This is a genomic window from Pseudomonas sp. DW-iso17, from assembly GCF_058725345.1.
The window spans coordinates 1-26,972 of record NZ_JBZXEA010000029.1; the positions used below are offsets into that span (position 1 = coordinate 1).

General features: G+C 61.2%; 25 protein-coding genes and 1 pseudogene. 16 read left to right on the top strand and 10 right to left on the bottom strand.

The genetic code is table 11. The features are described from left to right. Positions 1-156: 156 nt before the first annotated feature. Entirely contained in the window at positions 157-1,650 is a 1,494-nt protein-coding gene (locus AC4PS6_RS18020; protein WP_014716778.1) for a CoA-acylating methylmalonate-semialdehyde dehydrogenase, read from the bottom strand. Between the two features lie 39 nt (positions 1,651-1,689). After that, positions 1,690-3,039 carry an omega-aminotransferase AptA gene (gene aptA / locus AC4PS6_RS18025; RefSeq protein WP_003188272.1) on the bottom strand — a complete coding sequence of 450 codons (1,350 nt, stop codon included), beginning with the start codon at positions 3,037-3,039 and terminating at the stop codon, positions 1,690-1,692. 126 nt (positions 3,040-3,165) lie between these two features. Between aptA and AC4PS6_RS18030 the strand changes: the two genes are divergently transcribed. The 6 genes from AC4PS6_RS18030 (at position 3,166) to AC4PS6_RS18055 (ending at position 9,158) form a co-directional block, all read left to right on the top strand. Then, a complete protein-coding gene (locus AC4PS6_RS18030) occupies positions 3,166-4,086 on the top strand; it encodes a LysR family transcriptional regulator (RefSeq protein ID WP_003188270.1) in 921 nt (306 codons plus the stop codon). An 88-nt stretch (positions 4,087-4,174) separates the two neighbouring features. After that, positions 4,175-5,569, top strand: a complete 1,395-nt coding sequence (locus AC4PS6_RS18035; protein ID WP_236466457.1) for a uracil-xanthine permease family protein — start codon at positions 4,175-4,177, stop codon at positions 5,567-5,569. An 87-nt stretch (positions 5,570-5,656) separates the two neighbouring features. Beyond that, positions 5,657-6,316, top strand: a complete 660-nt coding sequence (locus AC4PS6_RS18040) for a TetR/AcrR family transcriptional regulator (protein WP_014716776.1) — start codon at positions 5,657-5,659, stop codon at positions 6,314-6,316. A 12-nt stretch (positions 6,317-6,328) separates the two neighbouring features. Beyond that, on the top strand, positions 6,329-6,910 hold the full coding sequence (locus AC4PS6_RS18045) for an IMPACT family protein (protein WP_014716775.1): 582 nt from the start codon (positions 6,329-6,331) through the stop codon (positions 6,908-6,910). 56 nt (positions 6,911-6,966) lie between these two features. Continuing rightward, on the top strand, positions 6,967-7,653 hold the full coding sequence (locus AC4PS6_RS18050) for an SDR family oxidoreductase (RefSeq protein WP_003188266.1): 687 nt from the start codon (positions 6,967-6,969) through the stop codon (positions 7,651-7,653). 146 nt (positions 7,654-7,799) lie between these two features. After that, positions 7,800-9,158, top strand: a complete 1,359-nt coding sequence (locus tag AC4PS6_RS18055; protein WP_020301940.1) for an 8-oxoguanine deaminase — start codon at positions 7,800-7,802, stop codon at positions 9,156-9,158. A gap of 134 nt (positions 9,159-9,292) precedes the next feature. On the opposite strand, the gene AC4PS6_RS18060 is transcribed toward AC4PS6_RS18055, so the two are convergent. After that, positions 9,293-10,384: a calcium:cation antiporter gene (locus AC4PS6_RS18060; protein WP_003188263.1), complete on the bottom strand. Its 1,092-nt coding sequence runs from the start codon at positions 10,382-10,384 to the stop codon at positions 9,293-9,295. 193 nt (positions 10,385-10,577) lie between these two features. On the opposite strand from AC4PS6_RS18060, the gene AC4PS6_RS18065 reads away from it, so the two are divergent. Continuing rightward, positions 10,578-11,531 (top strand): adenosine deaminase, encoded by a 954-nt coding sequence (locus AC4PS6_RS18065; protein WP_014716772.1) that lies wholly within the window; start codon positions 10,578-10,580, stop codon positions 11,529-11,531. A gap of 126 nt (positions 11,532-11,657) precedes the next feature. Here the strand turns inward: AC4PS6_RS18065 and AC4PS6_RS18070 are convergent, their stop codons facing one another. From AC4PS6_RS18070 to vimR, 3 genes are all read right to left on the bottom strand, one after another. Further along, on the bottom strand, positions 11,658-13,028 hold the full coding sequence (locus AC4PS6_RS18070) for an MFS transporter (protein ID WP_020301941.1): 1,371 nt from the start codon (positions 13,026-13,028) through the stop codon (positions 11,658-11,660). Between the two features lie 201 nt (positions 13,029-13,229). Continuing rightward, positions 13,230-13,916, bottom strand: coding sequence for an ArsR/SmtB family transcription factor (locus tag AC4PS6_RS18075; RefSeq protein ID WP_020301942.1), 687 nt, complete (start codon positions 13,914-13,916; stop codon positions 13,230-13,232). A 135-nt stretch (positions 13,917-14,051) separates the two neighbouring features. After that, positions 14,052-14,981 carry a transcription regulator VimR gene (vimR, locus tag AC4PS6_RS18080; RefSeq protein WP_032902910.1) on the bottom strand — a complete coding sequence of 310 codons (930 nt, stop codon included), beginning with the start codon at positions 14,979-14,981 and terminating at the stop codon, positions 14,052-14,054. A gap of 117 nt (positions 14,982-15,098) precedes the next feature. Between vimR and AC4PS6_RS18085 the strand changes: the two genes are divergently transcribed. From AC4PS6_RS18085 to AC4PS6_RS18095, 3 genes are all read left to right on the top strand, one after another. Next, positions 15,099-15,392 carry a putative quinol monooxygenase gene (locus AC4PS6_RS18085; protein ID WP_003188253.1) on the top strand — a complete coding sequence of 98 codons (294 nt, stop codon included), beginning with the start codon at positions 15,099-15,101 and terminating at the stop codon, positions 15,390-15,392. 136 nt (positions 15,393-15,528) lie between these two features. Beyond that, on the top strand, positions 15,529-16,542 hold the full coding sequence (locus AC4PS6_RS18090) for a zinc-binding alcohol dehydrogenase family protein (RefSeq protein ID WP_014716768.1): 1,014 nt from the start codon (positions 15,529-15,531) through the stop codon (positions 16,540-16,542). Between the two features lie 146 nt (positions 16,543-16,688). Beyond that, entirely contained in the window at positions 16,689-16,868 is a 180-nt protein-coding gene (locus tag AC4PS6_RS18095) for a hypothetical protein (RefSeq protein ID WP_014716767.1), read from the top strand. A gap of 8 nt (positions 16,869-16,876) precedes the next feature. On the opposite strand, the gene AC4PS6_RS18100 is transcribed toward AC4PS6_RS18095, so the two are convergent. Next, positions 16,877-18,070: a multidrug effflux MFS transporter gene (locus tag AC4PS6_RS18100; protein WP_014716766.1), complete on the bottom strand. Its 1,194-nt coding sequence runs from the start codon at positions 18,068-18,070 to the stop codon at positions 16,877-16,879. Positions 18,071-18,157: 87 nt separating this feature from the next. Continuing rightward, positions 18,158-18,355, bottom strand: coding sequence for a heavy-metal-associated domain-containing protein (locus AC4PS6_RS18105; protein ID WP_014716765.1), 198 nt, complete (start codon positions 18,353-18,355; stop codon positions 18,158-18,160). Positions 18,356-18,502: 147 nt separating this feature from the next. Between AC4PS6_RS18105 and AC4PS6_RS18110 the strand changes: the two genes are divergently transcribed. The 3 genes from AC4PS6_RS18110 (at position 18,503) to cueR (ending at position 21,549) form a co-directional block, all read left to right on the top strand. After that, positions 18,503-18,883, top strand: a complete 381-nt coding sequence (locus tag AC4PS6_RS18110; protein WP_020301945.1) for a hypothetical protein — start codon at positions 18,503-18,505, stop codon at positions 18,881-18,883. Between the two features lie 66 nt (positions 18,884-18,949). Next, positions 18,950-21,151 (top strand): heavy metal translocating P-type ATPase, encoded by a 2,202-nt coding sequence (locus AC4PS6_RS18115; RefSeq protein ID WP_492180893.1) that lies wholly within the window; start codon positions 18,950-18,952, stop codon positions 21,149-21,151. After that, positions 21,148-21,549, top strand: a complete 402-nt coding sequence (gene cueR / locus AC4PS6_RS18120; RefSeq protein WP_014716762.1) for a Cu(I)-responsive transcriptional regulator — start codon at positions 21,148-21,150, stop codon at positions 21,547-21,549. The genes AC4PS6_RS18115 and cueR overlap by 4 nt, the downstream gene beginning before the upstream one ends. A gap of 218 nt (positions 21,550-21,767) precedes the next feature. Here the strand turns inward: cueR and AC4PS6_RS18125 are convergent, their stop codons facing one another. Continuing rightward, positions 21,768-22,667, bottom strand: a complete 900-nt coding sequence (locus AC4PS6_RS18125) for a PA4780 family RIO1-like protein kinase (RefSeq protein ID WP_014716761.1) — start codon at positions 22,665-22,667, stop codon at positions 21,768-21,770. A gap of 134 nt (positions 22,668-22,801) precedes the next feature. Then, positions 22,802-24,079 carry an acetyl-CoA C-acetyltransferase gene (locus tag AC4PS6_RS18130; protein WP_032902907.1) on the bottom strand — a complete coding sequence of 426 codons (1,278 nt, stop codon included), beginning with the start codon at positions 24,077-24,079 and terminating at the stop codon, positions 22,802-22,804. Between the two features lie 113 nt (positions 24,080-24,192). Here AC4PS6_RS18130 and AC4PS6_RS18135 point away from each other — a divergent pair, with 113 nt between their 5' ends. The 3 genes and pseudogenes from AC4PS6_RS18135 to AC4PS6_RS18145 form a co-directional block, all read left to right on the top strand. Then, positions 24,193-25,545: a 3-oxoacyl-ACP reductase gene (locus AC4PS6_RS18135; protein WP_073454527.1), complete on the top strand. Its 1,353-nt coding sequence runs from the start codon at positions 24,193-24,195 to the stop codon at positions 25,543-25,545. A 2-nt stretch (positions 25,546-25,547) separates the two neighbouring features. Beyond that, the gene (locus AC4PS6_RS18140) at positions 25,548-26,396 is read left to right on the top strand and encodes a MaoC family dehydratase (RefSeq protein ID WP_336827464.1); all 849 of its coding nucleotides are present in this window, start codon (positions 25,548-25,550) and stop codon (positions 26,394-26,396) included. A gap of 303 nt (positions 26,397-26,699) precedes the next feature. Continuing rightward, positions 26,700-26,972, top strand: a pseudogene (locus AC4PS6_RS18145) (collagen-like triple helix repeat-containing protein); the annotation flags it as partial.

A 26,972-nucleotide genomic window follows, 5' to 3' on the forward strand; every position in this document is an offset into this window, starting at 1 on the left:
GGAGTTTTCCGTTTCGACTGCGCCGGAAGTGGGGCGAATTATAGGCTTCCAGAATTTGCCGTCAACCTTCTTTTTCACATTTCTGTCATATAAGTCAAAAAAGCTCCAACAACGTAAAGGCCGGCCCCAAGGGGCCGGCCTTTTACCTACCGAGCCTTACAGGCTGGGAAAGGCGAATTGCGACGCTTCATGGCTGGCCCGTTGCGGCCAACGCTGGGTGATCGCCTTGCGACGAGTATAGAAACGCACCCCGTCCGGCCCATAGGCATGCAAGTCGCCAAACAGCGAACGCTTCCAGCCACCAAAGCTGTGATACGCAACCGGCACCGGCAGCGGCACGTTAACACCCACCATGCCGACTTCAATCTCATCACAGAACAGACGCGCCGCTTCACCATCACGGGTGAAGATACAAGTACCGTTGCCGTATTCATGATCGTTGATGAGTTGCATCGCCGCTTCCAGGCTATCCACCCGCACTACGCACAACACCGGGCCAAAGATCTCTTCTTTATAGATACGCATCTCAGGGGTGACGCGGTCAAACAAGCTGCCACCGAGGAAAAAACCTTGCTCATGCCCGGCAACACTCAAGCCACGGCCATCAACGACCAGCTCAGCCCCCGCCGACACACCGTCTTCTATATAGCCACTGACTTTATCTCGCGCCTGCCCCGTCACCAACGGGCCCATATCCAGCCCGCAAGAAGTGCCCGCACCAATCTTCAACGCCTTGACCTGTGGCACCAGCTTGGCAATCAATGCATCCGCCACCTGATCGCCCACGCACACAGCCACCGAGATCGCCATGCAACGCTCACCGCAGGAACCATACGCCGCGCCCATCAGGGCACTCACAGCGTTATCCAGGTCTGCATCCGGCATCAGCACCGCGTGGTTTTTCGCCCCGCCCAGCGCCTGCACACGCTTGCCACGTTTGGTCGCTTCGGAATAGATGTACTCGGCAATCGGCGTCGAGCCTACAAAGCTCAAGGCTTTGACTTCAGGCGCTTCGATCAATGCGTCCACCGCGCCCTTGTCGCCATGCACCACGCTGAGCACGCCTTTGGGCAGCCCGGCTTCCTGCAACAGCTGCGCGATCAACAGCGTCGAACTCGGGTCGCGCTCTGAAGGTTTAAGGATGAAACAGTTACCGCAGACAATCGCCAGCGGGTACATCCACAACGGCACCATCGCCGGGAAGTTGAACGGGGTAATACCCGCTACCACGCCCAATGGCTGGAAGTCCGACCACGCATCAATGTTCGGCCCTACGTTGCGGCTGTATTCACCCTTGAGAATCTCCGGCGCCGAGCACGCGTACTCCACGTTCTCGATCCCACGCTTGAGTTCACCCGCGGCGTCTTCCAGGGTTTTGCCATGTTCTTCGCTGATCAACTGCGAGATCCGTGCTTCGTTCTGCTCCAGCAGTTGCTTGAAACGGAACATCACCTGGGCACGCTTGGCCGGCGGCGTATTGCGCCAGGCCGGAAACGCCGCCTTGGCTGAGTCAATCGCCTGTTGAATGGTTTCACGGCTGGCCAACGGCACCTGGTGAATCACCTGGCCGGTAGACGGGTTATAGACGTCGGCACTACGACCGCTGTCGTTGACCAGCTCACCGTTGATCAAATGCTGGATAAGGCTCATGCAGGGCTCCTGAAAAATTGTTCTATATAGAAGGAGAAATCAGTCGATCTTGTTCAGCACTTCGCCGACCGCGTCAAACAGACGGTCCAGGTCCTGCGGCTTGCTGTTGAAGGTTGGCCCGAACTGCAGGGTGTCGCCGCCAAAACGCACATAGAAACCGGCCTTCCACAATGCCATGCCGGCCTCGAATGGACGCACGATGGCATCTCCATCACGCGGGGCAATCTGAATCGCACCGGCCAGGCCGTAGTTGCGAATGTCGATCACGTTCTTGCTGCCCTTCAAACCGTGCAGCGCATTCTCAAAGTGCGGTGCGACTTCGGCTACGCTCTGCACCAGGTTTTCTTTCTGCAACAGGTCCAATGCCGCCAAGCCCGCCGCGCAGGCCACCGGGTGCGCCGAGTAGGTGTAGCCGTGGGGGAATTCCACGGCGTATTCCGGCGTCGCCTGATTCATGAAGGTCTGGTAGATCTCGCTACTGGCAATCACCGCGCCCATCGGGATCGCGCCGTTGGTGACTTGCTTGGCGATGCACATCAGGTCCGGTGTCACGCCAAAGCTGTCGGCACCGAACATCGAGCCGGTGCGGCCAAAGCCTGTGATCACTTCGTCGAACACCAACAGGATATTGTGCTGGTCGCAAATTTCGCGCAGGCGCTTGAGATAACCCTGCGGTGGCACCAATACGCCAGCGGAACCGGCCATCGGCTCGACAAACACGGCTGCGATGTTCGACGCATCATGCAGCTCGATCAGCTTGAGCAACTCATCGGCCAAGGCAATACCACCCTGCTCCGGCATGCCCCGGGAGAAGGCGTTGCTGGCCAGCAAGGTGTGAGGCAGATGGTCGACGTCCATCATCGCCTGGCCAAACAGCTTACGGTTACCGTTCACACCGCCCAGGCTGGTACCAGCAATGTTCACACCGTGGTAACCACGGGCTCGACCAATCATCTTGGTCTTGGTGGCCTGACCTTTGAGGCGCCAGTAGGCCCGCACCATCTTCACTGCCGTATCGGCACATTCAGAGCCCGAATCGGTGAAGAACACATGATTCAGGTTGCCTGGGGTCAGGTCGGTGATCTTTTCCGCCAACTGGAAGGACAACGGATGACCGTATTGGAAGCCTGGGGAGTAGTCCAAGGTGCCCAATTGCTTGGCGACCGCTTCCTGGATTTCCTTGCGCGTATGCCCGGCGCCACAGGTCCACAGGCCCGACAACGAATCATAGACCTTGCGCCCCTTGTCATCGGTCAACCAGCTACCCTCGGCGGCCACGATCAGGCGTGGATCGCGCTGGAAGTTGCGGTTGGCGGTGTAAGGCATCCAGTGCGCATCCAGCTTCAATTGGCTGGCCAGTGACGATGGGGCGTTTTCGGGCATGTTCATCAGCAAAACCTCGCAGGGCAAAAGGCAGCGTCGGGATTGAAAAAGCGTTGTTGCAGCTAAATTGCCACGGGGATAAAGTCGGTGAAATCCAACTCTTCTAACCTTCAGTCAGGCCTTCACTAAACTATGAGCAGCCGTCGTCCCGACCCTTTGGCCCAAGTCAGTGACTTCGATATTCGCTTGCTGCGCATCTTTCGCAGCGTGGTGGAGTGCGGCGGCTTCTCGGCAGCGGAAACCGTCCTTGGCATCGGGCGCTCGGCCATCAGCCAGCAGATGAGCGACCTTGAACAACGGCTCGGGCTGAGGCTCTGCCAACGCGGCCGCGCCGGGTTCTCTCTGACAGAAGAAGGCCGCGAGGTCTATCAGTCTGCCCTGCAACTGCTGAGTGCCCTGGAAAGTTTTCGCACCGAGGTCAACGGCCTGCACCAACATTTGCGCGGAGAGTTGATCATTGGCCTCACCGACAATCTGGTGACCCTGCCCCATATGCGCATCACCCACGCATTGGCGCAGTTGAAGGAACGCGGCCCGGACGTGCAGATCCAGATTCGCATGATCGCCCCCAATGAAGTGGAGCAAGGCGTACTCGACGGTCGCCTGCACGTCGGTGTGGTGCCCCAGGCCAGCGCACTGTCGGGCCTGGAATACCAGCCGCTGTACAGCGAACGCTCCTTGCTCTATTGCGCGGTCGGCCACCCGCTGTTTTACGCCGACAACAAGCAACTCGACGACGAACGCATCGACAGCCAGGATGCCATCGCCCCCACCTTCCGCTTACCCGCGGAAATCCAGGCCCATTACCAGGCGCTCAACTGCACCGCCAGTGCGTCAGACCGTGAAGGCATGGCGTTCCTGATTCTCACCGGGCGTTATATCGGCTATTTGCCCGATCACTACGCCAGCCTATGGGTGCAACAAGGCCGACTACGTGCGCTGAAACCGGCGACACGTTTTTACGATTTGAGCCTGGCATCGGTCACGCGCAAGGGCCGTCGCCCTCATTTGGTGCTGGAAAGCTTCCTCGAAAGCTTGGCCGCCACCCGCTAACTCGGGCCTTGCACAAAAAGCTGAGCACATGGACAGCTTTTTGCAAGAGCTCAAGGACCTTGAACCGTCCGCCTTGAGTTGACCCGCCATGCCCCCAGAATCCTCCAGCCCCAGCGACCTGATCTACGGCCTCAACGACCGGCCGAAACCACTGCCCGCTTTCCTCGCGGCCCTGCAACATGTATTGGCGGCGTTCGTCGGCATCATCACGCCGCCTCTGATTATTGGCTCCACCCTCGGCCTCACCGCCCACTTGCCCTACCTGATCAGCATGGCGTTGATGGTTTCCGGCGTAGGCACCTTCATCCAGGCACGCAGGCCGTTTGGTATCGGTGCCGGCATGATCTGCCTGCAAGGCACCAGCTTTGCGTTTCTCGGCGCGGTGTTGTCTGCAGGCTTTCTGGTGAAACAACGCGGCGGCAGCCCGGAAGACATTCTGGCGATGATTTTCGGCGTGTGCTTCTTTGGCGCGGCGGTACAGATTGTATTGAGCCGCTTTATCGGCCAGTTGCGCCGCGTGATCACACCGCTGGTGACCGGCATTGTAATTACGCTGATCGGCATCAGCCTGATCAAAGTGGGCATCACCGACCTCGGCGGTGGTTTCAATGCACCGGACTTCGGCGCTCCCGCCAACTTGGCGCTGGGCCTGTTCGTTGTATTGACGATCATCCTGCTCAACCGCTCGAACACGCCCTGGGTACGCTTGTCGGCCATCATCATCGGCCTGGCCCTGGGCAGCCTCGCGGCGTGGTTCAGCGGCAAACTGACTCCCCAGGCGTTGCCTGACCTGCCATTGGTCAGCCTGCCTACACCATTCCGCTTTGGTTTCAACTTCGACTGGAGCGCCTTCCTGCCGATTGCGCTGATTTATCTGATCAGCAGCATCGAAACCGTCGGCGATCTCACCGCCAATTGCATGATTGCCCGCCAGCCCATCAGCGGCCCTTCTTATATAAGCCGGCTCAAGGGCGGCGTGCTCGGCGATGGGGTGAGCTGCATGATCGCCGCCACCTTCAGCGCCTTCCCCAACACCACGTTTGCGCAGAACAATGGCGTGATCCAGCTCACCGGCGTGGCCAGCCGTTACGTCGGTTTGTACATCGGCGTGTTGCTGTTCTGTCTGGGCCTGTTTCCATTGATCGGCGCCGTGCTGCAGCAAATCCCCAAGCCGGTGCTGGGCGGCGCCACGCTGGTGATGTTCGGCAGCGTGGCGGCGGCCGGCGTGCGCATCCTTGCCCAGGCACCGCTGGACCGACGCAGCATGCTGATCATCGCCACCTCATTCGGCGTTGGCCTGGGTATCGCCGCGCAACCTAACCTGCTGCACCTGATGCCGACACTGGTGCAGAACCTGTTCGACTCCGCCATCACCAGCGGCGGTATCACCGCCATCCTGCTGTGCCTGTTACTGCCGGAGGCCAAGGCAAGTACCGCCGCCGCAAACCACAGCCCGGAACGCGACAGCCTGGAGCCGCTTTGACGGTTTTATTGCATCAGGACTTGTCTGAGGCTTGAGGGTGGGTTATCTGTGCACACGTCGTCTCTATCGATCAGCACGGAAACCTCCATGAGCCTCGAAGTTCCTGCCCACAGCAACCACGCCGGTAAACCCGCCAGCCGCATTCGGCAAAAGAACGAACAAGCGATTCTCCAGGCTGCTGAAGATGAATTCGCGCGTCATGGCTACAAAGGCACCAGCATGAACACCATCGCTGCCAGTGCCGGGCTGCCCAAGGCCAATTTGCACTACTACTTCACCAACAAGCTGGGCCTGTACGTCGCGGTGCTGAGCAATATCCTCGAACTGTGGGACAGCACCTTCAACGCGCTGACCGCCGAGGACGACCCGGCCGTGGCGCTCGCTCGCTACATCCGCACCAAGATGGAATTCTCGCGCCGCCAACCCCAGGCTTCGCGGATCTTCGCCATGGAGATCATCAGCGGTGGCGAATGCCTCACTGAATATTTCGGCCAGGACTATCGGGCCTGGTTCAGTGGCCGTGCCGCAGTGTTCCAGGCGTGGATCGACGCCGGCAAAATGGACCCCGTCGACCCTGTGCACCTGATCTTCCTGCTGTGGGGCAGCACCCAGCACTACGCTGACTTCGCCACCCAGATCTGCCGTGTTACCGGTCGCACCAAGCTGACCAAGCAGGACATGGAAGATGCTGGCACCAACCTGATCCATATCATTCTCAAAGGCTGCGGCATCAAGCCAGCCCTATAAACGAAGCGATTTATGTCTTTTACGCTCACCGGCTTTTGCGAGTTTCGTGAAGAAATACGCAAAAGTCGCTTTATCACCTTGGCGGCGCCGATTACCAGCCCGCAGGACGCCCAGGCGTTTTTCGAGCAACACAGCGACCTCAACGCCACGCACAACTGCTGGGCCTGGAAGCTGGGCGATCAATACCGCAGCAGCGATGACGGCGAACCCGGAGGCACCGCCGGGCGCCCGATTCTTGCAGCCATCGAGGCCCAGGGCTTTGATCAGGTGGCCGTCTTGGTGATCCGCTGGTACGGCGGCATTCAACTGGGCACGGGTGGATTGGCCCGCGCCTATGGCGGCGGGGCCAATAAATGCCTGCAAAATGCCGAGCGCATCGAGCTGATCAGCCGCGTCCCCCTGCGTTGCGCCTGTGGCTTCTCCGAACTGAACCTGGTGAAGCTGCGTGTCGCTGAACTCGGCGGACTTGTGGTGGAAGAAACCTTTACCGCCAACGGCGTAGAACTGCAGCTCGCCCTGGGGGAGGCGCACATCGACACCCTGCAAACCCAGCTCGCCGACCTGAGCCGTGGGCGCATCCTGCTCGAACGCTGAAACTGCTACTGTTATGCGCTGAACTCCCTGAACCGCGATTTCAAAGGAAGCCTTTCATGTCTACGCCAAAAACCGCACTGATCATCGGCGCCTCGCGCGGGCTGGGCCTTGGCCTGGTCAAGCAACTGCTCCAGGACGGCTGGGACGTGACCGCCACCGTGCGCGATCCGAACAAGGCCGATGCGTTGAAAGCCGTGGGGCCGGTGCAGATCGAGAAGTTGGACATGGACGATCAGCAAGCCGTGATCGCCCTGGCCCAACGCCTGAAAGATCGCACCTTTGACCTGCTGTTCGTCAACGCCGGCGTCAAAGGCCCGGCCAATCAGGAGCCCGGCCACGCGACCCTGGCGGAAGTCGGCCAGTTGTTCTTCACCAACGCCGTGGCGCCGATCAACCTGGCCCAGCGTTTTGTCGGGCAGATCCGCAAAGACACCGGCGTGCTGGCCTTCATGAGTTCAGTACTGGGCAGCGTGACCATTCCCGACGGCTCGGACCTGGCGCTGTACAAAGCCAGCAAGGCCGCACTCAATTCGATGACCAATAGCTTTATCACGCAACTGGGCGAGCCCAAGCCGACGGTGCTGTCGCTGCATCCAGGCTGGGTGAAGACCGACATGGGCGGCGAAAACGCCCACATCGACGTCGAGACCAGCGTGCGCGGCCTGGTGGACCAGGTAAATGCCTACACCGGCAAAGGCGGCCATCACTTCGTCGACTACAAAGGCGACACCATCGCCTGGTAAGTGGCAAAGGGTCGTTATCGACCAATTGCCGTCGATAACGATCCACGCGTAAACTGCCCACCTCGCCCTCCCCGGCGACCCTGGATCAGCAGACAGGGCAACACTGAGCTGGCAAACCTGAACCCATCATTCAGAGGAGCCGGCCAATGCCTGCGACCCGTATCTGGTTAAAAAACCCCCTCGCGATTTTCACTGCCAATGGCCTCGATGCCCGTGGCGGCCTGGTGCTGCAAGACGGTGTCATCACCGAAGTGCTGGCCCAAGGGCAAGCGCCTGCACAACCCTGCGCGCAGGTGTTCGATGCCCGCGAGCATGTGGTGCTGCCTGGGCTGATCAACACCCACCACCACTTCTATCAAACCCTGACCCGTGCCTGGGGCCCGGTGGTCAACCAGCCGCTGTTTCCCTGGCTGAAAACCCTGTACCCGGTATGGGCGCGGCTCACCCCGGAAAAACTCGCCCTGGCCAGCAAAGTCGCCTTGGCAGAACTGCTGCTCTCGGGCTGCACCACGGCGGCCGACCACCACTACCTGTTCCCCGATGGTTTGGAAAACGCCATTGATGTGCAGGTAGACAGCGTGCGTGAACTGGGAATGCGCGCCATGCTCACCCGCGGTTCCATGAGCCTGGGCGAAGCCGATGGCGGCCTGCCGCCGCAGCAAACGGTGCAGCAAGGCCAAGTGATTCTCGAAGACAGCCAGCGCCTGATCCGCGAATATCACCAGCGCGGTGACGGTGCGCAGATCCAGATCGCCCTGGCGCCGTGCTCGCCGTTTTCCGTCACCCCCGAAATCATGCAAGCCAGCGCCGAGCTGGCCAACCAGTTGGACGTGCGCCTGCACACCCATTTGGCGGAAACCCTTGATGAGGAAGATTTCTGCCTGCAACGCTTCGGGCTGCGTACCGTGGATTACCTCGACAGCGTCGGCTGGCTTGGCCCGCGCACCTGGCTGGCCCACGGCATTCACTTCAACCCGGACGAAATCGAGCGCCTGGGCGCAGCCGGCACCGGCATCTGCCATTGCCCAAGCTCGAATATGCGCCTGGCCTCCGGCATTTGCCCGACCCTGGACCTGCTCGCCGCCGGCGCCCCCATCGGCCTGGGCGTGGACGGCTCCGCCTCCAACGACGCCTCGAACATGATCCTTGAAGCACGCCAGGCCCTGTACATCCAGCGCCTGCGCTACGGCGCGGAAAAGATCACCCCCGAAGGTGTATTGGGCTGGGCCACCAAGGGCTCGGCGCAGTTGCTGGGGCGCACGGATATTGGCGAGTTGGCAGTAGGCAAACAGGCGGACCTGGCACTGTTCAAGCTCGATGAGCTGCGCTTCTCCGGCAGCCATGACCCCATTTCCGCGCTGCTGTTGTGCGGTGCGGACCGGGCAGACCGGGTGATGATCGCAGGTCAATGGCGGGTGATCGACGGCCAAGTCGAAGGGCTGGATCTGAAAGGCTTGATCGCGGATCACAGCCAGGCAGCGCGCCAGTTGATCGCAGGCACCTAAGCCAGGTACCAATCCAAATGTGGAGCGGGCTTGCTCGCGAATGCGCTATGTCAGTCAGTACATCTGTGACTGAACCACCGCATTCGCGAGCAAGCCCGCTCCCACATTGGGTCTGCGGCGCCGTTCAAATCGGGTTATAGCCCCAACAGCGACAGCATGATAAAGGTCGCAAACAATACAAAATGCGTCATCCCTTCTATCGCATTGGTTTCACCATCGTTGAGGTTGATCGCGCTGACGATCAGGGTGATAAACACCATCACCGTTTGCACCGGCGTCATCGCCATCTGGAACGGCTGCCCGGTGTAGAGCGCCATGGCTTCCATCACCGGCACCGTCAGGATCACCGTAGACAACGAAGCCCCCAGCGCGATGTTGACCACCGATTGCATGCGGTTGGCCAACGCGGCGCGCAGTGCCGTGAGGATCTCCGGCGCGGCCGAGATAGCCGCCACCACAATCGCGGTAATCACCGGCGGTGCGCCGGTCCCTTCCAGGCCCAGGTCGAGGGTCTTTGACATCACCTCGGCCAGCGCCCCAATCACGATCACCCCAAACACCAGGGTCGCAATGGAAAACGTCAGGCTGACAGACGGCGCGTGCTCGTCTTCCGGCTGTTTCTTACGGCGTTTTTCCGGATAGCTGTAGCTGAAGAAATAACTGTGCGGCCCCACCTGCATGCGCAGGAACAAGGTGTAAAGCACCACCATCGCGCCAATGGTGAAGGCCGAGTAAATTTTCCAGTCCGCTTCGGGGATAAATTCCGGCACCACCATCGACACACCCATGGCAGTAAGAATCATCACACTGTAGGTGCGCGCCGAGTCATCGTTGTAGGACTGTTCGCCATGCTTGATGCCGCCCATCAGCGCGGCCAGGCCGAGGATGCCGTTGATATCGAGCATCACCGCTGAGTAAATGGTGTCGCGCACCAGCGTCGGCGATGGCTCGTTGCTCATCATGATCGCCAGGATCACCACCTCCACCAATACCGCGGCGAGGGTCAGGATCATGGTGCCGTAGGGGTCACCGACTTTTTCCGCCAACTGCTCGGCGTGATGAGCCACGCGCATCGATGCCATCACGATAAACGCGATCAGCGCGAAGCCGGCCAGCAGCGCGACCAGTTGGCCGCTGTGGAGCATCCAGTGTTCCAGCGGGTAGGCGGCGATGGCGGCAATCAGCGCCAGCAGCATGAATTTTTCTTGCTTGAGGGATGTGAGCATTCCGGGCCTTTTCATACAGCGAATCAGTCATTGATGGGGTACAGACTGCGCCGAGCCACTAACGTTTCGTTACACCTTAGTTCAGGCCGCCCTTGCGTGAGTGACAGAAATACTCTCCTGCTGGTCAGGTTTTGCCGATTATTTCAGCCATGGCCTGTAGAATGCCGCCATTGCACCTGATGAGAATTTAAAAATGTACGATTGGCTCAACGCCCTGCCCAAGGCTGAATTGCACCTGCACCTGGAAGGCTCGCTGGAGCCTGAGCTGCTGTTCGCCCTGGCCGAGCGCAACAAGATTGCGCTGCCATGGAACGACGTCGAAACCCTGCGCAAGGCCTACGCCTTCAACAACCTGCAAGAGTTTCTCGACCTGTATTACAAGGGCGCCGATGTGCTGCGCACGTCCCAGGATTTCTACGACCTGACCTGGGCCTACCTGCTGCGCTGCAAGGCCCAGAACGTGATTCACACTGAACCGTTCTTCGACCCGCAAACCCACACCGACCGTGGCGTGCCGTTCGAAGTGGTGCTCAACGGCATCGCCGCCGCACTCAAAGACGGCGAGCAGCAACTGGGCATCACCAGCGGTTTGATCCTCAGCTTCCTGCGCCACCTGAGCGAAGACGAAGCGCAGAAAACCCTCGACCAGGCGCTGCCATTCCGTGACGCGTTCGTGGCCGTGGGCCTGGACAGCTCGGAAATGGGCCACCCACCGAGCAAGTTCCAGCGCGTGTTCGACCGTGCCCGTCACGAAGGCTTCCTGACCGTGGCCCACGCCGGTGAAGAAGGCCCGCCCGAGTACATCTGGGAAGCCATCGACCTGCTGAAAATCCAACGCATCGACCATGGCGTGCGCGCCATCGAAGACGAGCGCTTGATGCAGCGCATCATCGACGAGCAGATCCCGTTGACCGTGTGCCCGCTGTCCAACACCAAGCTCTGCGTGTTCGACGACATGGCCCAGCACAACATCCTCGACATGCTCGAACGTGGCGTAAAGGTCACCGTGAACTCGGATGACCCGGCGTACTTCGGCGGTTACGTCACTGAGAACTTCCATGCGCTGCACACCAGCCTGGGCATGACTCAGGACCAGGCCAAACGCCTGGCGCAGAACAGCCTGGATGCGCGGCTCGTGAAGCCATAACTGAATAGACCTGGACTCAACCTGTGGGAGCTGGCTTGCCTGCGATAGCGGTGTATCAGCCAGCCTCTTATTGCCTGACCTACCGCTATCGCGGGCAAGCCCGGCTCCCACATGGCCCCATCAGCTTTAAGCCTGGGTGAGTTCTTCCAGGGTCTTGCCCTTGGTCTCCATCCCGAACAACCACACCACCAGCGCCGCCACCGCAAAGCACAGCGCACCCAAGGCAAATACCCCGCCCTGCCCGGTTATCGGGAATACCAGTCCGGTTACCAACGGCCCCAGCAACGAGCCAACCCGCCCAATCGCCGACGCAAACCCCGAGCCGGTCGCACGTGCCGAGGTGGGATACAACTCCGGCGTGTAGGTGTACAGCACCGCCCACATGCCAAACAGGAAGAACTGCATCAACAACCCCGAGGTGATCAGCAGGCTTACGTTGCCGCCAAACACTGCGCTCTGCCCATACAGAAACGCCATCACCCCGCCGCCCAGCAAGGTCACCACGCACACGGGCTTGCGCCCCCAGCGCTCGACCAACCACGCGGCCATCAAAAAGCCTGGGATTCCGCCCAGGGAAATGATCACCGTGTAATACACCGACTGAGTCACAGCAAAACCCGATTGCTGTAACAACGCACTCAACCACGACGTCAGCCCGTAGAACCCAAGCAGGGCGAAGAACCACACACTCCAGATCATCATCGTGCGTTGGCGGTACTGCGCGGACCACAGCTGCTGGAACGCGGAGAAAAACGTCCCCGGCGCACTCTCGATCCGTGGCAGGGCAATCGGCTCCGGCAAGTCGGCGCGGCCCAGGGAATCGCGCACCTTCTGCTCGATGCCAAGCAAGACCTTGTCCGCCGCCTCATGGCGCCCAGCCTGTTCCAGCCAACGCGGCGACTCCGGAATAAAGAAACGGATGGCCAGCACAAACACCGCCGGTATCGCCAACACCAGAAAGATGTCGCGCCAGCCAATCACCGGCAACAAGAAGTAAGACAACACGCCCGCGGCCACAAAACCCAACGGCCAGAAGCCATCCATCAAGGCGATGTAACGGCCGCGTCGCTTGGCGGGGATCAGCTCCGACAGCATCGACTGGGCAATGGGAAACTCCATGCCCATGCCAATGCCCAGCAGGATCCGGAACAACGTCAGCGTCTCCACCGTCTGCGCCATGGAACACAGGTAGCTCGCCAGGCCCCAGAGTACGATGCTCCACTGGAACACCGGCTTGCGCCCGAAGCGATCAGCAAGCATCCCGGACAGCGAAGCGCCCACCACCATGCCGAAAAAACTCGAACTGGCCAGCAACCCGGCCTGGGCCGTGCTCAGGCCAAACTCGGCTTTGATCGAGCCCAGCAGGAAGGTCATCATCGCCAGGTCCATGGAGTCGAAGAAAAACGCCAGGGCGATGATGATGAAAATGACTCGGTGGTAACCGCTGATGGGCAACCGTTCCAGGCGTTCCGCCGCGCTATAACCCTGCCTACCCATGCCGCACCCCTCGTATGAAAAAATCCCCTTGGCGAGTGTGCGGCATCGTTTACGCTGGCTATTGCTGAATGCGACCTGACGACAGCTGAGAGCGACGCCAGCACCTGTAGGAGCGAGCTTGCTCGCGAAGAACGTTAACGATAACGCCGGGCATCTGGATAAAACGCGGCGCCCTCAAGTTTTTCACGAGCACGCTCGCTCCTACAGCTTGGCAACGCGAGCTATGTGCTCAAGCCCCCCGTCATTGACCGACAGGGCCCGTGACTCGTTGATCACACTGATCCAGTTCGCCTGCAAAAACAGCTGCATCAAGCCCGCCCCCAACGCACCGCCCAGATGGGGTTGTTGCTGGCTCCAGTCGAAACAGTCGCAGGCCAGCGGCGATGCCAATGCCTGGGTAAAAATGCCCAGTTCCGCCAACGCTTGCACGCCCCTGGGCGTCACCTCGGTACGCTGCTCATGGCGCTCGATCCATCCGGCCTCAAGCATCCGTTGATACAGCTGCGCCGCCAGTTCACCGCCGAGGTGGCCGTGGCACCAGCGGGCGCGGCGCAGCAACGGCGGCGCTCGCAGCGCCGGTGGCAAAACATCCGGGGTGCTGCGGGCCGCGCTGGCCATGGTGGTGCTGGCCAATGCATCAATGGCGGTGCTGACATCAGCGGCCGCTAGCCTAAACAGGCGCTGGCCTCGCCGTGCCTCGATCCGCAACAGGCCGCTGCCGGTCAGCCGCGCCAAGTGTGCATTGGCTGACGCCGGCGACAAACCGGCCAGCGCTGCCAGCTCGTCTGAAGATTTCGCCGAACCGTCCATCAAGGCCCAGAGCATGGCCGTGCGTTTAGGCTCGGCGAGCAAGCTGGCGATCTGGCTGATGCAAGGTGCTGCTCCCATGTATTCACTCCCTGTTAAACCATTTTTTCTGCTGCGGTTGACGCCCAAGTATAGGTGCGCGGGCAGTAGGTTCCGCGGCGTCTGACAGTGCAGATCAGGACAGGAGACGAGTGAAACTTCCGAGCGTGGCGCAGGCTATTGACGGGAAACCATGCGTCCCGGTCGCTGCGCCGTCAATGTCGCACAGCGGGACACGAGCATGTCCCGCAGCAGATTGATGGGTTTACTCAATTGCGCACGGTGGGCGCACAGCAGGTTGAGCGGGGTGCGCTCGCCCTGCAGTTCCGGCAGGATCAAACGCAAGCGCCCGGCCAGCACATCGGTGCTCACATCCAGCCAAGACTTGTAGGCGATGCCCATGCCCGCCACCGCCCAGCGGCGCACCACATCAGCGTCATCGCTGAAGCGATCGCCGCTGACCGTCAGGCTTACGTGGCGCTTGCCATCGTAAAAACCCCAGTGGTCGTGGACGCGGCTGCCGAGCATGTACAGCAGGCAATTGTGCTGGGCCAATTGTTCCAGGTGCCGCGGCTCGCCATGCCGGGCGAGGTAACTGGGGGCGGCGCAGAGTACGCGAATATTGTCCGCAGCAATGGGCAGCGCAATCAGGCTGGAGTCTTCGGGTTCGCCGTAACGCAGGGCAATGTCCACGGGCTGACGGAACAAGTCAGCAATGCGATCACCGAGCAACAGGCGCACGTTGAGTTGCGGATGCTCCTGCTGGAACGCATCCAGCCACGGCAACAGTTGGTTGCGGCCAAAATCCGAGGGTGCCGACAATTGCAGCACACCACTGACGTGATCCTGGCCACTGGCCAATAGGCGCCGCCCTTCATCCAGCGCACTCAGTGACGCCCGTGCGTACTCCAGAAAGCCCTCACCTTCGGCCGTCAGCCGAAGGCTGCGGGTAGAGCGCGCCAGCAAGCGCGTGCCCAGTTGCTGTTCGATACGCTTGAGTGCAGCACTGGCCACCGCCGGTGACAGGTCCATGACCCGCGCCGCGGCCGACAGGCTGCCTAAGTCCGCTGCCCGCACAAACAACTGCAAATCATCAAAACGCAGCATGCATTCCCGCTCATTATCAATATTTGGTTGAAACAGCCTGCTGTTTTAGCCGCTTTTATCGGCGTGGGAAATAGCCAATCATCTGCCCATCCCGTTAGCCCGTGCCAGGAGTCGACTATGTCCACCGCTTTTAATGTCATCGCCACGCTGATCGCCAAACCCGGCCAGCACGCCACCCTGGAAACCCTGCTGCGCGGCCTGCTGGAACCGACCCGCCTGGAAGCCGGTTGCGAGCAGTACGACCTGCACCAGGACCTGCAACACCCCGAGACCTTCTACATGCTCGAGCGCTGGAGCGACGACGCTGCGCTGGCCGACCACGACCAGAGCGCGCATATCCAGAGCTTTCGCGCCAAGGCCGCCGATGTGATCGAACACTTCGAACTCAAACGCCTGAAATTTCTCGCCTGATCCCGCCTTTTTTTAGGAGCGAGCTTGTTCGCGAAAACCCCAAGGACGGCGCGCGAAACCAGAAACACCGCGTCATCGTTAACGATCTTCGCGAGCAAGCTCGCTCCTACCTTGACCGTATTCACTTGGAGTCATCATGAAAGCCATTGCCTACTACGCCTCACTGCCGATCAACGATCCAGAATCCCTGCAAGACATCGAATTACCAGCCCCCGTTGCCGGCCCCCGTGACCTGTTGGTGGAAGTCAAAGCCATCTCGGTCAACCCGGTGGACACCAAGGTGCGCCAGAACGTCGCCCCGGAAAATGGCGCCGCCAAGGTGCTGGGTTGGGACGTGGCGGGTGTGGTCAAGGCGGTCGGCAGTGACGTGACGTTATTCAAAGTCGGCGACAAGGTGTACTACGCCGGTTCCCTGGTACGCCCAGGCGGCAACAGCGAACTGCACACCGTGGATGAACGCATCGTCGGCCATATGCCCCGAAGCCTGGGGTTTGCCGAAGCGGCCGCATTGCCGCTGACCGCTATCACTGCGTGGGAGCTGTTGTTCGAACGCTTGCAGGTCGCTGAAGGCAAAGACGATCAAGGCCAGAGCCTGCTGATCGTCGGCGCTGCCGGTGGCGTGGGGTCGATCCTGACTCAACTGGCCAACCAGCTCACGGCGCTGAAGGTCATCGGCACTGCCTCTCGCCCCGAAACCCAGGCATGGGCCAAGGCTCTTGGAGCGCACATAGTGATCGACCACAGCCAGCCGCTGAGCGAAGTGTTGAAACAGGCCGGGCACGGGCAAGTCACCCACGTTGCCAGCCTGACCCAGACCGAGCATCACTTGGACCAACTGGTCGAAGCGCTGCAACCCCAAGGCAAGCTGGCGTTGATCGACGATCCCAAGGCCCTGGATGTGAGCAAGCTCAAGCGCAAGAGCCTGTCGCTGCACTGGGAGTTCATGTACACCCGTTCGATGTTCGAGACCTCAGACATGATCGAACAGCACAACCTGCTCAACCGCGTGGCCGAACTGATCGACGCCGGCACCCTGAAAACCACGGTGGGCGAGCACTTCGGCGTGATCAATGCGGCGAACCTGCGCCGCGCCCACGCCCTGCTGGAAAGCGGCAAGGCCAAGGGCAAGATCGTGCTGGAAGGGTTCTGAAAAAACGGCTGTCAGTGTCGTCCGTTATCCACGTAGGTAATGGACGACACCATTAGTCCGAGAGTTGATCCTTGTCATATTTATGAGCCCGTTCAGGTTTATATTGGCCGCCTTTGCCACGATTCTTTTACGTGAGGAAGTCAGCAATGAAAATCCTGATAAAAGCGTTAGCAAAATCCCCCGGCAGCCAATGGCAAGTTCGTCTCGACGGCGAGGCCATCACCTTTCGCAGTGAAGCCGAGGCCCGGGCCTTCGCCGACACGCTGCAGGCCCGGATCCAGGCTCCCCACCGCTTCCCCCTCAACCAGCAACGTTCCGCTGGCTGAACCGAACGTCAGACCTGCGCCTGTACGGCCCTTGCCCGTTGCAGGCGCTGGGTCGCCATGGCAATGGTCACCGCCAGCACCCCGCAGAGGCAGATGACCATGGCCATCGGCATCGCCGTGCCGTTGTGCAACACACCGACCAACGACGCCGCGCCTGCCGCCACACCAAACTGAATGCAACCGAGCAACGCCGACGCGCTGCCGGCCCGAGCCCCCTGCCCGCTCATGGCACAGGCCGAGGTATTCGGCAAAATGCAGCCCAGGCTGGCGATGCAGATAAACAGCGGCACCAGCAACGGCCATAGCGCCTCGGTGCGCAACGCGGCAATTCCCAACAGCGTCAACGCCGCCGCCACGTACACCCACACGGTGCGCGACAGCAAAAACGCCGGGCCGCGCTTGGCGAGCAATCTTGCGTTCAGTTGCGCCACCAGGATAAAGCCCGCGGCGTTGGAGCCGAACAACCAGCCGTAATGCTCGGCCGGCACGCCATAGAGCTTGATAAATACGAAGGGGGAGCCGGCGATGTAGGCAAACATCCCGGCAATCGAGATGCCGCCGGTCAAGGCATAGCCCAGGTACACCCGGTCTGACAGTAGCGAGCCGTAGCGGCGCAACGAGCCCGACAACGGCTGACGCGGCTGATCGGCCGGGAAGGTTTCCGGCAACCCGACCGCCACGGCGATGGCCGCCATCACGCTGAACAACGACAACGCCAGGAAAATCGACTGCCAGCCCCACACGCCGACCATCAGGCCACCGGCCAATGGCGCCAGGATCGGGGCCAGGCCGGTCACCAGCATCAGTTGCGAATACACCTTGGCCGAGCCCACGGCATCGCATTTGTCACTAACTACCGCCCGGGAAATCACCATGCCCGCACACCCGCCAAGGGCCTGCACGAAGCGTGCACCGATCAGCCACTCCAGGGACGGCGCATACGCGCAGGCGAAAGACGCGAGGGTAAACAGGGTGACGCCGCTGAGCAGCGGCACGCGCCGGCCAAAGCGGTCGGCCAGCGGCCCGTAGATCAATTGGCCAATAGCCAGGCCCGCGAAATACACGGCCAGGGTCAGCTGGATATGTTTTTCATCAGTGGCGAAGGCCGTGGCCATTGCCGGAAAGCCCGGCAGGTAAAAGTCGATCGCCAACGGCGCGAAGGCGCTCAAGGCGCCCAGAATCAGGATTATGCGAAGGTTCATCAGACACCCAAGTGAGTCGGCAGCTCAACAGTCTAGCCGCGCTTGGGTGCCATGAACATTACGTTAGGTGGCTAACGATCAGAAAAATCACGCCAGCTTGGCGCTGTAGCCTTCTTCGGTTATCAGGCCGATCACGTCATCTGCAGATAAGCGGCTTTCCACACCCACTTCTTTCGCTGCCAAATCCACCTTTACACTCGCCGCCGGATCCTTGCTCTGTACCGCCTGGGTCACCGCTTTAACGCAGTGGCCGCAGGTCATTCCTTCAACGCTGAATATTTGCATGACATGACTCCTTTGATGAGGTTGAGCCCAGTGTCGAGCTTGCCATGATGGCAAGGTCAAGTTCTCAGTATTTCTGCCGGGCTGGTATTCGGCGGCGACGTCGGCCAAGCTTCAACCTTCCTAGCTGTGAACCACGGAGCATTCGCCATGCGCTGGTCGTTTTTTGCCCTTGCCGGCCTGATGAGCTTGCCTGCCGCTGCGCCCCAGGCCCTCGCTGCTGAAGATTATGCGGTGCTGATTATTTCCCGCGAACGCCTGGAAGTGCCGACCCACTGCGAGATCGGCCTGTATATCCAGGACCAACTGGCCGGGCGTCTGTTCCAGGAACAGGCCACCGCCTTCAACCTTCCCCCTGGCGATGTGTCGTTGCGCCTGAAAGTGTTGCCGAGCCAGGCCCCCGGCTGTCTGCCAGGCATGCTCGCGCCACCCGCGCAGAACATCACCTTGAAAGCCGGTGACGTACGCAAATTACGCATTGCCCAGGGCCCGGACGGCATGTACCTCAAAGCCGCGGCATTGGAATACTGAAGGGGCTTGACCTTCCCCACAGGTTAAGGTTGATCCTAGTGGCAACTTCTTCTGGAGGACTGCCCCATGAATGGATCCACCACCTTTGACCTGCCCATCGGCGGCATGACCTGTGCCAGCTGTGCCGGGCGGGTCGAACGCGCGCTGGGCAAGGTGCCGGGCGTGCAACGTGTCAGCGTCAACCTGGCCAATGAACGCGCGCACATCGAAGTACAGGGCCAGATGGACCCCAGCGTGCTGATCGCCGCCGTCGACAAGGCCGGCTACACCGCCACCCTGCCCCAAAGCGAAACCGCCACCGACGCCGATCAGGCCCGGCGTCTGCGCCGCGAGCGCTGGTCGCTGGTGGCGGGCATTCTGCTGGCGTTGCCCTTGGTGCTGCCGATGCTGGTAGAACCCTTCGGCCTGCACTGGATGCTCCCCGCCTGGATACAGTTTGCCCTGGCCACGCCAGTGCAATTCATCCTGGGTGCGCGCTTCTATGTCGCCGCCTGGAAAGCCGTGCGCGCCGGCGCCGGCAATATGGACCTGCTGGTGGCGATCGGCACCAGTGCCGGCTACGGCCTGAGTATCTATGAATGGCTCACCGCCGCCCCAGGCGTGACGCCGCACCTGTACTTCGAAGCCTCGGCGGTGGTAATCGCCTTGGTACTGCTGGGCAAATACCTGGAAAGCCGCGCCAAGCGCCAGACCGCCAGCGCCATCCGCGCCCTTGAAGCCTTGCGGCCGGAACGGGCAATCCGCGTGCAGGACGGCCGCGAAGAAGACGTCGCCATCAGTGCGTTGAAGCACGATGACCTGGTGCTGGTCAAACCCGGCGAACGCTTCCCGGTGGACGGTGAGGTGGTGGAAGGCCAGAGCCATGCCGATGAGGCGCTGATCAGTGGCGAAAGCCTGCCGGTGCCCAAACAACCCGGCGACGCGGTCACCGGTGGCGCCATCAACGGTGAAGGCCGTTTGCTGGTGCGCACCCTGGCCCTGGGCGCAGAAAGTGTGCTGGCGCGCATCATCCGCCTGGTCGAAGACGCCCAGGCCGCCAAGGCACCGATTCAGAAACTGGTGGATAAAGTCAGCCAGGTGTTCGTGCCGGCCGTGCTGGTATTGGCGCTGATTACCGTCGTGGGCTGGTGGCTGTACGGCGCCTCCCTGGAAACCGCCATCATCAATGCGGTCGCCGTATTGGTGATCGCCTGCCCTTGTGCCTTGGGCCTGGCCACGCCGACCGCGATCATGGCCGGCACCGGCGTCGCCGCGCGCCATGGCATTTTGATCAAGGACGCCGAAGCCCTGGAGCGTGCCCACGCCGTGAGCGCCGTGGTGTTCGACAAAACCGGCACCCTCACCTCAGGCGCGCCCAACATTGCGCATTTGGCGGCCGTGGATGGTGACGAAGCCCTATTGTTGCAACAGGCCGGCGCCTTGCAGCGCGGCAGTGAGCACCCACTGGCCAAGGCCGTGCTGGATGCTTGCCGCAAAAGAGGCTTGGACGTGGCCGATGTGAGCGCCAGCCAATCCCTCACCGGGCGCGGCATTGCCGGTACGCTCGACGGTCGGCCACTGGCGCTGGGCAATCGCCGCTTGCTGGAAGAAACCGGCCTGGACGCAGGCGACTTGGGCACGCGTGCCAAGGAATGGGAAGCCGAAGGCCGCACCTTGTCCTGGCTGATCGAGCAAGGTGCGCAGCCGCGCGTGCTGGGGCTGTTTGCCTTTGGCGACACGCTCAAGCCCGGCGCGTTGCAAGCCGTGCAACAACTCAAGGCGCAGCACATCAGCAGCCACCTGATCACCGGCGATAACCACGGCAGTGCACGGGTGGTGGCCGAGGCCTTGGGCATCGACGATGTGCATGCCGAAGTACTACCCGCCGATAAAGCCGCTGCCGTGGCCGAGCTGAAAAAAACCGGCGTGGTGGCCATGGTCGGCGACGGTATCAACGATGCACCAGCCCTGGCCGCTGCCGATATCGGCATCGCCATGGGCGGCGGCACCGACGTGGCCATGCACGCCGCCGGTATCACCTTGATGCGTGGCGACCCGCGCCTGGTGCCGGCCGCCCTGGAGATCAGCCGCAAGACCTACGCGAAAATTCGACAGAATCTGTTCTGGGCCTTTGTGTATAACTTGATCGGCATTCCCCTGGCCGCCTTCGGCCTGCTCAACCCGGTACTGGCTGGCGCCGCCATGGCCTTGTCCAGCGTCAGCGTGGTGAGTAACGCCCTGCTGTTGAAAACCTGGAAACCCAAGGACTTGGAGGATCAACGCCCATGAACATCGGCCAAGCCGCCCGCACCAGCGGGCTAAGCGCGAAGATGATTCGCTACTACGAAGCCATTGGCCTGCTGAAAACCGCCCACCGCACCGACAGCGGCTACCGGGTGTACGGTCACGACGACCTGCACACCCTGACGTTCATCAAGCGCTCGCGGGACCTGGGGTTTTCACTGGAAGAAGTCGGCAAGTTGCTGACCCTGTGGGAGGACCGGCAGCGGGCCAGCGCCGACGTAAAAGCCCTGGCGCGCCAGCACATCGACGAGCTGAACCACAAGATTCGTGAGCTGGGGCAACTACGCGATACCTTGCAGGACCTGATGGAGCACTGCCAAGGCGATCACCGGCCCGATTGCCCGATCCTCAAGGAGTTGGCCGCGGGCAATTGCTGCGCCTGACAGACCGTACGCAATGATCGCTCCCACGCTCCGCGTGGGAATGCCGCTTTCGACGCTCCGCGTCACGCTTTGGGACGCAGAGCGTCCAGGGATGCATTCCCACGCAGAGCGTGGGAACGATCAATGTGGGAGCTGGCTTGCCTGCGATAGCATCACCTCGGTGTCACTGATACACCAAGGTGCCTGCATCGCAGGCAAGCCAGCTCCCACATTGTGAGTTACTGCATCCAAGGCGGCGGCGGTGGCTCGTCCGGCACTTTGCTCGGTGGCGCGTCATCCGCTGCGCGAATCGCCTGGCGACGCTCTTCATCCAGCCGCGCGGCTTCGATTTCGCGGATCACACCGCCCACATCCGCCAGTTCTTCCGGTTCGTCGAACTCACCGGTCAATACACTGGCCGGGTGCAAGGTGCCGGCTTCGTAAAGCGCCCACATTTCCTTGGCGTACTTGGTTTTCTTCAACTCCGGGGCAAAACGCCCGAAGTAGGAAGCCATGTTGCCGACATCGCGCTCCAGCATGCTGAACGCGTGGTTGTTGCCCGCCGCATCCACCGCCTGGGGCAGGTCGATGATTACCGGGCCCGTAGGCGTGAGCAGTACGTTGAACTCGGACAGGTCACCGTGCACCAGGCCGGTGCACAGCATCAGCACGATCTGGGAGATCAGGAAGGCGTGGTATTCGCGCGCCTGGTCCGGCTCCAGCACGACGTCATTCAGACGCGGCGCCGCATCGCCGTATTCGTCGGCCACCAGTTCCATCAACAGTACGCCTTCGAGAAAGTCGAACGGCTGGGGCACACGAACGCCCGCACCGGCCAGGCGAAACAGCGCCGCCACTTCCGCGTTCTGCCAGGCATCTTCGGTTTCTTTCTTGCCGAACTTGGAGCCCTTGGCCATGGCTCGTGCCTGGCGGCTGTTACGGACCTTACGGCCTTCCTGGTATTCGGATGCCTGACGAAAACTTCGTTTATTCGCCTCCTTGTAAACCTTGGCGCAACGCAATTCATTGCCGCAGCGCACCACATAAACAGCTGCTTCTTTACCACTCATCAGAGGGCGCAGCACTTCGTCGACCAGACCGTCTTCGATCAGGGGTTCAATGCGTTTAGGAGTCTTCATCAGCTTTTATTGTGGGTCCTGTATTACCAAACACGCGTGTGGAACTCGTTATACGGCAATCGGCTCGCCGGGGGGAGAGGCTACTGACCTCTGACCCCTTGAGAATGCATTCAATGGGCCAATTTTGTCGGCAATCAGCGTTCGATAATCGCCGTCACGCCTTGGCCACCGGCGGCACAAATGGAAATCAGCCCACGGCCCTTGCCCGCCGCATCCAACAATTTAGCCAAGTTGGCGACGATCCGCCCACCGGTGGCGGCAAACGGATGGCCCGCCGCCAGGGAACTGCCCTTGACGTTGAGCCGGCTGCGGTCGATCGACCCCAGCGGTGCGTCCAGGCCCAGGCGGGTCTTGCAATAGTCGGCGTCTTCCCAGGCCTTGAGCGTGCACAGCACTTGGGCGGCGAAGGCCTCGTGGATCTCGTAGTAATCAAAGTCCTGCAAGGTCAGGCCGTTGCGCGCCAGCAAGCGTGGCACCGCATACACCGGCGCCATCAACAGACCCTCGGCGCCGTGGACGAAATCCACCGCCGCTGCTTCGCCATCGCGCAGGTAAGCCAGGATCGGCAGGCCGCGCTCCTTGGCCCACGCCTCGCTGCCCAGCAGCACCAGAGAGGCACCATCGGTCAGCGGCGTGGAGTTACCGGCGGTGAGCGTGCCCTTTTCGCTGCGCTCGAAGGCCGGCTTGAGGCTGGCGAGTTTTTCCAGGGTCAGGTCGGGGCGCAGGTTGTTGTCGCGGGTGAGGCCGAGAAAGGGCGTGAGCAAATCGTTGTGCCAGCCCTCGGCGTAGGCCGCCGCCATCTTCTGGTGGCTCTCCAGCGCAAGCTGGTCCTGCTCGGCGCGGGGGATCTGCCAGGTCTGGGCCATCAGCTCGCAGTGCTGACCCATGGACAAACCGGTGCGCGGTTCGCCGTTGCGCGGCAGTTCCGGCTTGAGGTGATGAGGGCGAAGTTGTAACAGAAGTTTTAATTTATCTCCCAGGGATTTGCTGCGGTTGGCTTGCAGCAGGATCTTGCGCAGCCCTTCATTCACACCAATCGGTGCATCCGAGGTGGTGTCCACCCCGCCGGCAATGCCGCATTCAATCTGGCCCAGGGCGATTTTATTGGCCACCAGCAGCGCCGCCTCCAGCCCGGTGCCGCAGGCTTGCTGGATGTCGTACGCAGGGGTTTGCGGTGACAGGCGCGAGCCGAGCACGCATTCACGCGTCAGGTTGAAATCACGGGAATGCTTGAGCACCGCGCCGGCGGCCACCTCGCCCATGCGCAGGCCGTGCAGGTTGTAGCGCTCGATCAGGCCCTCCAGCGCGGCAGTCAGCATCGCCTGGTTACTCGCCGTGGCATAGGGGCCATTGGAACGGGCGAAAGGAATGCGGTTACCGCCAATGATCGCTACACGGCGCAATTGAGTCATGGAAAGCTCCCTTGTGGTGGTGGGTGGAATCATCAAGCCTAGCCTAGGCTCAATCGAACGACTGCCACCCCAGGGTGGTCAACCTTTGAACCCCAGCCTTCGGAGAGCGTTCCATGTCTGACCGTTATATCGACTTCGCCAACTCAAGCCTCGGCCATCGCCTGGTCGCCGCCATTGGCCTGCCGTCACCGGTACGCCTGGAACGCTGGCAAGCCGGACGCCTGCGCCCGGTCGAAGGCGCCCTGCTGCTGGGCGGTGGCGCATTGGCAACCCAGGTGCTGGCATTTGCCAACCGACTCACCGACGCCGTCTACAGCTACGGCGCCGAAGCCTCGACAGCGCCCGCGTGGATTCCAGGACACGGCCCCAAGCTCAAGGCGGTGGTGTTCGACGCCAGTGCTTTGCAACACACCGAGCAGCTCAAGCAACTGCGCGAATTCTTCCAACCGCTGCTGAAAAATCTCGACCACAGTGCACACTTGGTAATCCTTGGCCGAGCGCCGGAAAGCCTCAGCGACCCCTTCGCCGCTAGCGCCCAGCACGCCCTGGAAGGCTTCAGCCGCTCCCTGGCCAAGGAGCTGCGCAGCGGTGGCGTGCTGCAGTTGCTGTACGTGGGCGACGGCGCCGAAGACCAGTTGGAAGGCGCGCTGCGGTTTTTCCTCTCGCCCAAAAGCGCTTATATCTCCGGCCAGGTGATTCGCCTGGCGGCCTGCGATACCCCGGTGCAAGATTGGACGCGCCCGCTGGCCGGGCGCAAGGCATTGGTTACCGGCGCCGCTCGAGGCATCGGTGCCTCCATCGCCGAAACCCTGGCCCGCGACGGCGCCGAGGTCATTGTGCTCGATGTGCCCCAGGCCAAGGCCGACCTTGAAGCCCTGGCCGCACGCCTGAATGCGCGCACGGTGGTGCTGGATATCTGCGCTGAAGATGCCGCACGCCAACTGATCGAGCACCTGCCAGACGGGCTCGACATCCTGGTGCACAACGCCGGCATCACCCGCGACAAAACCCTGGCCAACATGACCCCGGAATACTGGGACGCAGTGCTGGCGGTCAACCTCAAGGCTGCGCAAGTGCTGACCAAGGCCCTGCTCGACAACGGCACCCTGCAAAACAACGCTCGGGTGGTGTTGCTGGCCTCCATCAGTGGCATCGCCGGCAATCGAGGGCAAACCAACTATGCCGCAAGCAAGGCCGGATTGATCGGCCTGGCTCAAGCCTGGGCGCCGCTGTTGAAGGAACGTGGGATCAGCATCAACGCCGTTGCGCCTGGGTTTATCGAAACCCAGATGACCGCGCATATCCCCTTCGCCCTGCGTGAGGCCGGGCGCCGCATGAGTTCCCTGGGTCAAGGTGGCTTGCCCCAGGATGTGGCCGAAGCCGTCGCCTGGCTGAGCCAGCCGGGCTCCGGTGCGGTCAGCGGCCAGACGCTGCGAGTGTGTGGGCAAAGTCTTCTGGGAGCGTAAGCATGCAATGGCAAACGTTGGACAGCACCCCGTCTCTACTGCCGCTGTATTGGCGCGCGGCGCTCAAGCGCAAGATCACCGGCAGCACATTGCCCGAACGTGGGTTGCGCTGCCGGATAAGTGTCAATCCCGGCGCGGTTGCGGCTTATCGCAAGGTATGCGGCTTTGCTGACAGCCCGATGCTGCCCGCGACTTATCCGCATATCCTCGCGTTCGGCCTGCAACTGCAATTGCTGACGGACAAGACTTTTCCATTTCCACTGCTGGGGTTGATCCACCTGCGCAATCGCATCCGTATTCATCGGCCTTTGGGTGGAGTCGGTGACGTGAATGTCGGTGTCTACGCACGCAATCTCAGCCCCCATCCCAAGGGGGCCACCTTTGACATCGTCACCGTTATAGAGGATGCCCTTGGGCTCTTGTGGGAAGCCGAAAGCCAAATGTTATGCCGGGGCGTGAAGCTGGAAGGCGAAGCCCTGGAGAGCGGATTGCAAACCCCAGGCACGCTCACCGAATTGACGCGCTGGAAAGCGCCCACTGACATAGGCCGCCGCTACGCACGCGTGTCTGGCGACTACAACCCCATCCACCTTAGTGCGCCTACCGCCAAGCTGTTCGGTTTTCCCCAGGCCATCGCCCACGGGTTGTGGAACAAGGCCCGCACCCTCGCGGCGCTGGCAGAACACTTGCCGGCCGCCAATATTGAAATTGACGTCGAGTTCATGAAGCCGGTGCGCCTGCCCAGTGAAGTGATATTAATAAGTAGCGCGGCCGGTTCCAGCGGAGGGTTGGAACTCAAAGGCGCTGGGGATATTCAACACATGCGGGGCAAGTGGCAGCCGATTTCCTGAAAACCCCCTGATTAATTGTATATATACACCCTAAGTTATAGCGGACCTTGAGAGGTCCGCCGCTTTTTTATAAGCCTTTGATTTTAATCATCTAAACAATCCGAAACACCCTCCCATTACACCTTTGGTATTAGTTCCTAAGCCGACTAAGCCCGGGTGTATATAAATCGTTAATACCAAGTTGAGCATTGCGTGAAAGAGTGCCCTGGCCTGAGATAGCCACACGGACAAACCTATTGTTATCCAAAGAAATAACGAGGGTTTGAAACAACCAAGGTTGTACCAGGTGCAAGGAACTCAATCATGAAAACTCAAGTCGTGTTTTGGAAAGCAAGTACCGCGCTGGCCCTCGTTCTGGCAATGAGCCTGGGCGGCTGCAGCAGCGGTGGTGGCGGGCATAAATCCAGCGTGGCGGCGTCATCGCCGGATGCGGGTGCAGGCGCCGGAGGCGGCACAGGTGGAGGTACTGGTGGCGGTGATGGCGGTACAGGCGGTGGGACCGGTGGTGGCACAGGCGGCGGTGACGGCGGCACTGGCGGTGGAACCGGTGGTGGCACGGGCGGTGGTGACGGCGGC

Coding starts and splice junctions, on each gene's coding strand:
- AC4PS6_RS18020 (WP_014716778.1), bottom strand. CDS start 1,650: ATGAGCCTTATCCAGCATTTGATCAACGGTGAGCTGGTCAACGACAGC.
- aptA (WP_003188272.1), bottom strand. CDS start 3,039: ATGAACATGCCCGAAAACGCCCCATCGTCACTGGCCAGCCAATTGAAG.
- AC4PS6_RS18030 (WP_003188270.1), top strand. CDS start 3,166: ATGAGCAGCCGTCGTCCCGACCCTTTGGCCCAAGTCAGTGACTTCGAT.
- AC4PS6_RS18035 (WP_236466457.1), top strand. CDS start 4,175: ATGCCCCCAGAATCCTCCAGCCCCAGCGACCTGATCTACGGCCTCAAC.
- AC4PS6_RS18040 (WP_014716776.1), top strand. CDS start 5,657: ATGAGCCTCGAAGTTCCTGCCCACAGCAACCACGCCGGTAAACCCGCC.
- AC4PS6_RS18045 (WP_014716775.1), top strand. CDS start 6,329: ATGTCTTTTACGCTCACCGGCTTTTGCGAGTTTCGTGAAGAAATACGC.
- AC4PS6_RS18050 (WP_003188266.1), top strand. CDS start 6,967: ATGTCTACGCCAAAAACCGCACTGATCATCGGCGCCTCGCGCGGGCTG.
- AC4PS6_RS18055 (WP_020301940.1), top strand. CDS start 7,800: ATGCCTGCGACCCGTATCTGGTTAAAAAACCCCCTCGCGATTTTCACT.
- AC4PS6_RS18060 (WP_003188263.1), bottom strand. CDS start 10,384: ATGCTCACATCCCTCAAGCAAGAAAAATTCATGCTGCTGGCGCTGATT.
- AC4PS6_RS18065 (WP_014716772.1), top strand. CDS start 10,578: ATGTACGATTGGCTCAACGCCCTGCCCAAGGCTGAATTGCACCTGCAC.
- AC4PS6_RS18070 (WP_020301941.1), bottom strand. CDS start 13,028: ATGGGTAGGCAGGGTTATAGCGCGGCGGAACGCCTGGAACGGTTGCCC.
- AC4PS6_RS18075 (WP_020301942.1), bottom strand. CDS start 13,916: ATGGGAGCAGCACCTTGCATCAGCCAGATCGCCAGCTTGCTCGCCGAG.
- vimR (WP_032902910.1), bottom strand. CDS start 14,981: ATGCTGCGTTTTGATGATTTGCAGTTGTTTGTGCGGGCAGCGGACTTA.
- AC4PS6_RS18085 (WP_003188253.1), top strand. CDS start 15,099: ATGTCCACCGCTTTTAATGTCATCGCCACGCTGATCGCCAAACCCGGC.
- AC4PS6_RS18090 (WP_014716768.1), top strand. CDS start 15,529: ATGAAAGCCATTGCCTACTACGCCTCACTGCCGATCAACGATCCAGAA.
- AC4PS6_RS18095 (WP_014716767.1), top strand. CDS start 16,689: ATGAAAATCCTGATAAAAGCGTTAGCAAAATCCCCCGGCAGCCAATGG.
- AC4PS6_RS18100 (WP_014716766.1), bottom strand. CDS start 18,070: ATGAACCTTCGCATAATCCTGATTCTGGGCGCCTTGAGCGCCTTCGCG.
- AC4PS6_RS18105 (WP_014716765.1), bottom strand. CDS start 18,355: ATGCAAATATTCAGCGTTGAAGGAATGACCTGCGGCCACTGCGTTAAA.
- AC4PS6_RS18110 (WP_020301945.1), top strand. CDS start 18,503: ATGCGCTGGTCGTTTTTTGCCCTTGCCGGCCTGATGAGCTTGCCTGCC.
- AC4PS6_RS18115 (WP_492180893.1), top strand. CDS start 18,950: ATGAATGGATCCACCACCTTTGACCTGCCCATCGGCGGCATGACCTGT.
- cueR (WP_014716762.1), top strand. CDS start 21,148: ATGAACATCGGCCAAGCCGCCCGCACCAGCGGGCTAAGCGCGAAGATG.
- AC4PS6_RS18125 (WP_014716761.1), bottom strand. CDS start 22,667: ATGAAGACTCCTAAACGCATTGAACCCCTGATCGAAGACGGTCTGGTC.
- AC4PS6_RS18130 (WP_032902907.1), bottom strand. CDS start 24,079: ATGACTCAATTGCGCCGTGTAGCGATCATTGGCGGTAACCGCATTCCT.
- AC4PS6_RS18135 (WP_073454527.1), top strand. CDS start 24,193: ATGTCTGACCGTTATATCGACTTCGCCAACTCAAGCCTCGGCCATCGC.
- AC4PS6_RS18140 (WP_336827464.1), top strand. CDS start 25,548: ATGCAATGGCAAACGTTGGACAGCACCCCGTCTCTACTGCCGCTGTAT.